The sequence below is a fragment of the Aurantimonas endophytica genome (genome assembly GCF_014196845.1).
Lineage (GTDB): Bacteria > Pseudomonadota > Alphaproteobacteria > Rhizobiales > Rhizobiaceae > Aurantimonas > Aurantimonas endophytica.
Genome location: NZ_JACIEM010000009.1, coordinates 1 through 3,361, shown reverse-complemented (window position 1 = coordinate 3,361; position 3,361 = coordinate 1). Strand labels below are relative to the sequence as shown.

The 3,361-nt window shown below is 63.4% G+C and carries 5 protein-coding genes; 3 read left to right on the top strand and 2 right to left on the bottom strand.

Annotated elements, in window-relative coordinates:
- Positions 1-474 (top strand): diguanylate cyclase (locus GGR03_RS23995; protein ID WP_183211381.1); only part of this gene is annotated, 474 nt, incomplete at its 5' end.
- A gap of 189 nt (positions 475-663) precedes the next feature.
- On the opposite strand, the gene GGR03_RS23990 is transcribed toward GGR03_RS23995, so the two are convergent.
- Together GGR03_RS23990 and GGR03_RS23985 are read right to left on the bottom strand one after the other, a co-directional pair.
- On the bottom strand, positions 664-1,668 hold the full coding sequence (locus GGR03_RS23990) for a hypothetical protein (RefSeq protein WP_183211380.1): 1,005 nt from the start codon (positions 1,666-1,668) through the stop codon (positions 664-666).
- A 97-nt stretch (positions 1,669-1,765) separates the two neighbouring features.
- On the bottom strand, positions 1,766-2,542 hold the full coding sequence (locus tag GGR03_RS23985) for a hypothetical protein (RefSeq protein WP_183211379.1): 777 nt from the start codon (positions 2,540-2,542) through the stop codon (positions 1,766-1,768).
- Between the two features lie 87 nt (positions 2,543-2,629).
- On the opposite strand from GGR03_RS23985, the gene GGR03_RS23980 reads away from it, so the two are divergent.
- Together GGR03_RS23980 and GGR03_RS23975 are read left to right on the top strand one after the other, a co-directional pair.
- Complete coding sequence (locus GGR03_RS23980; RefSeq protein WP_246368496.1) at positions 2,630-3,082, top strand: AAC(3)-I family aminoglycoside N-acetyltransferase; 453 nt, start codon at positions 2,630-2,632, stop codon at positions 3,080-3,082.
- Positions 3,083-3,110: 28 nt separating this feature from the next.
- Positions 3,111-3,361: hypothetical protein (locus GGR03_RS23975; protein WP_183211377.1), on the top strand; the 251-nt coding region annotated here is incomplete at its 3' end.

The following is a 3,361-nucleotide window of genomic DNA, read 5'->3' as shown; positions in this document are numbered from 1 at the left end:
GGTGCCGCCATACTCATGCTTGATATCGACCACTTCAAGCACCTGAACGACAACCTCGGCCATGCGGAAGGTGATCGTTGTCTGATCAAGGTGGCCGGGATCATCCGGGAGAGTCTGCGGCGCGAAAGGGATCAGGTGGCGCGCTATGGCGGTGAAGAATTCCTGGTCCTCCTTCCCGAAACGGATGTGATCGGGGCCCTTAAAGTGGCTGAACGCATCCGCCGAAGTGTTGAGACCGCCTCGGTGTCCAACCCGGTAACCGGCGTCTCTGGCCACGTCACCGTCAGCATCGGAATTGCGGTCACTGCGCCGGACGCAAATGTTTCGTCGGAACAGCTTCAGCATCAGGCAGATGCTGCGCTGTATCGCGCCAAGCGGGCCGGCCGCAACCGAACCGTCCTCCATCAGCCAGGCGAGGCCGGCAATCAGGCGCTGTCCCCGACATCAGCTGCATGGAAGGCAGCCTCAACGTGATCCGCCGGCTGCTCTGCGGTCCCAACTATCCTACCTCTCAGATGCGCCAGGACGTGGCAGCTCTCGTCACGCTGCATGGGGCGCAGGCAGCACTGCTCGTTGCGCTCGATCGCCAGCAGGACGCATTAGAAAATCGGCACTGGCTCGACGGGGCGGAGGAGCGGTGCCGTAGCCGCTACTGGAACAGCCTCACGCGCGAGATCGAGCGGCAGACTGGGTTCGTGCACCAGCCCGACAGGGTGAAGCGATCTCCGGAGAGGCGGCGAGCTCCGCGTCGGTGACACCCGAGGCCGAAGCCGGGGTTGCGCTGAACTGGACACCGCGCGGGTGCATGACCCAGTGGCGGCGGTACCAGACCGTCTCGACGCCCTCGCCGTTGCCGGCAGCCGGTGCGCTGTCGAGCTCCACCGGCTTCTTTGGGCCACCTTCGCCGGTAGCCTCGGCATAGCCGATGGCGCCGTTACCGAAGAGGTAGGACGTGTACTTGAAGCCGCTCGTGGTGCCGGCCTCTCGCGGGCACTGGTCGGACACGAAGACGTCTTTGTCGTCCCACCGGGTGAACTCGAGACCGGTCACCGGGTCGCGGCCGAACTCGATCGCCCGCTGAGCCCGCAGGTTGTAGAACACACGGCTGTGCATCATCACCGCCGAAAGCGTCTGCCCGTACTCACCGAGCAGGGCGTAGGCGTTTGAGGCTACCTCGGCATCGAGGTTCACCGGTGCAGCCGCACCGTCTTCCGACGCCACGTCAAGCACGTTGCCGGACATACCAGACGAAGCGAACACACCGGCCATCTGCTGGCCCATGATGCGCTGTTCCTCGCGCACCCAGTACTCAGCGATGAGCTGAGCGACGGCGTCGAGCGGATCTTCCGCCAGCATGGAGGCGACCAGATTGGCCGACTGCCAGCCGTTGTTGCGGCGGATCTTGCGGGCCATGTCCTGGCCCTGGGTCAGCTTGTTCGGCGTGGCGTTCTGCGCCGGGTCATCGGTGGAGACATTGGAGTTACCGGTCAGGTCGTTCCAGAACGGCATCTGGACGAGATCGCCGGGGCCGTTCGCGAACTGCTGAAGCTGCGCGTCGGCGGAGACGATCGGCGAATTGCGAATGCGCGAAAGCTGCGCAATGCGCTGGATCGTCGTGGGGAGGAAGAGCGGGCCATAGATGACGTCGCTCAGGCGGGTGGTGGCCATGAGAGGCTCCTATTGGATCAGTGGGGTGAAGGGATTGGGTTCGGCCACCCCACTGGGCGCAGCCTCGGTCTGTTGGCGTCACTGACGCCGGAAATGCTTACCAGTAGGGCTTGATGCCCACGGCCTCGGCCATCTGGCGGGCCTTGGCGTCGTTCGCGACGATCAGCTCCTGCTGCTTCGTGCGGTTCGGGTTCTTCGGGTCGAACGGGTTCTCGCCGAAGGAGCGGCCTTGCCCGCCCTTTGCGTCGCCGCCGGTGGCCTTGGCGATGAAGGGTTTGCCTTCGTCCTGGCCGGCCCACGAGCGGACGTAGTCGGAGAGCGGGGTGCGCTCGTTGATGCCGTCGTCGGCGAAGACCTCGATCGCGTCGTCATCCTCGACGAGCTTGATTTGGCCCTTCTCCTTCAGGAGCGCCTTTGCCGCCGGGAGGAAGGTCTTGTCGACGCCAGCGTCCAGGAGAGCCTTGGTCAGGCCGTCGTCGACCATGACCCTGCGGAGCGCGCCGTCCAGCTTGGTCGCCCGGCCTTCCAGCTTCTCGCGCTCCTTGGCGAACTTCGCCTCGAGCTGCGTCTTCTGCGCCGTTAGCCGCTCGTCCAGGTTGGCCGGCTCCTTGCCTTCCGCCCGCTGGCGAAGGTGCTCGTAGGCATCGAAGTCATCGGGGAGACCTTTCAGCCGCCTTTCAGCGGTCGTCAGCTTCTCGCTGAGCGTACGCTTCTCCCCGCGGACGCGGTCCAAGGCGGACTTCAGCGACTGCGCGCCGGGGTGCTGCTCGATCCCCTCGATGACGAGGACGAACTTGCCGTCCTTCTCCTCGTGGAGGTCGTGGAACTGCGGATCGACGCCGTCGAGGCTGTCGAGGATTGCTTTCAGGGCCACTGGCCGCTCCTATGGCGAGAAGCCCGCACTGCGGGCATGGGAGCCGGATTGGATGACCCGGCATTGATGAGGAAAACGGTGTCTGTGATGATCCATCGCCTGGACCAGCACCAAGTGCCAAAGATGAGGCAGTTGAACGCCTTGTTCGGGGACGCCTTCGATGACGCGAAGAGCTATGCTTCAGCACCGCCGAGCGACACCTATCTTGCTGACCTACTGGCGAAGGAACATTTCTTTGCCATGGTGGCCATGGAAGGCGATGAGGTTGTAGGCGGCCTGACCGCTTACGAGCTGCCGAAGTCTGAGCAGGCGCGATCAGAAATCTACATCTATGATCTGGCGGTTTCCGACACCTACCGGCGACGAGGCATCGCAATGTCGCTGATAATCGAGCTGCGAGATCTTGCCGCTAAGCTGGGTTGCTGGGTTCTCTACGTTCAGGCCGACTATGGCGATGACCCGGCCATTGCGCTTTACACCTCAATGGGTGAACGCGAGGAAGTCCTTCACTTCGATATCCCTGTGCCTCGCCGGGCATGAGAAAGCCGCCCCCCGAAGGAAACATCCTATGCAGATCGTCGAGGTGTTCTTGCCGCTCGATACCGGCCGCGGCACACCGGTCGAGCCAGAGATCATCGAAGAGATCATTGACGGTCTTGCCGACCGGTTCGGCGGTGCGACCGCTTTCACCCGCGCGCCAGCTGACGGGCTGTGGAAGCAGGATGCCGCGATCCAGAAGGACCGCATCATCGTCATCGAAATCATGGTGGACGAGATCGAGGATGCTTGGTGGAAGGACTATCGCGCACAGCTAGAAGC

Excerpts from the sequence above, each read along its gene's own strand:
- GGR03_RS23990 (WP_183211380.1), bottom strand. The coding sequence starts at position 1,668 with ATGGCCACCACCCGCCTGAGCGACGTCATCTATGGCCCGCTCTTCCTC.
- GGR03_RS23980 (WP_246368496.1), top strand. The coding sequence starts at position 2,630 with ATGATCCATCGCCTGGACCAGCACCAAGTGCCAAAGATGAGGCAGTTG.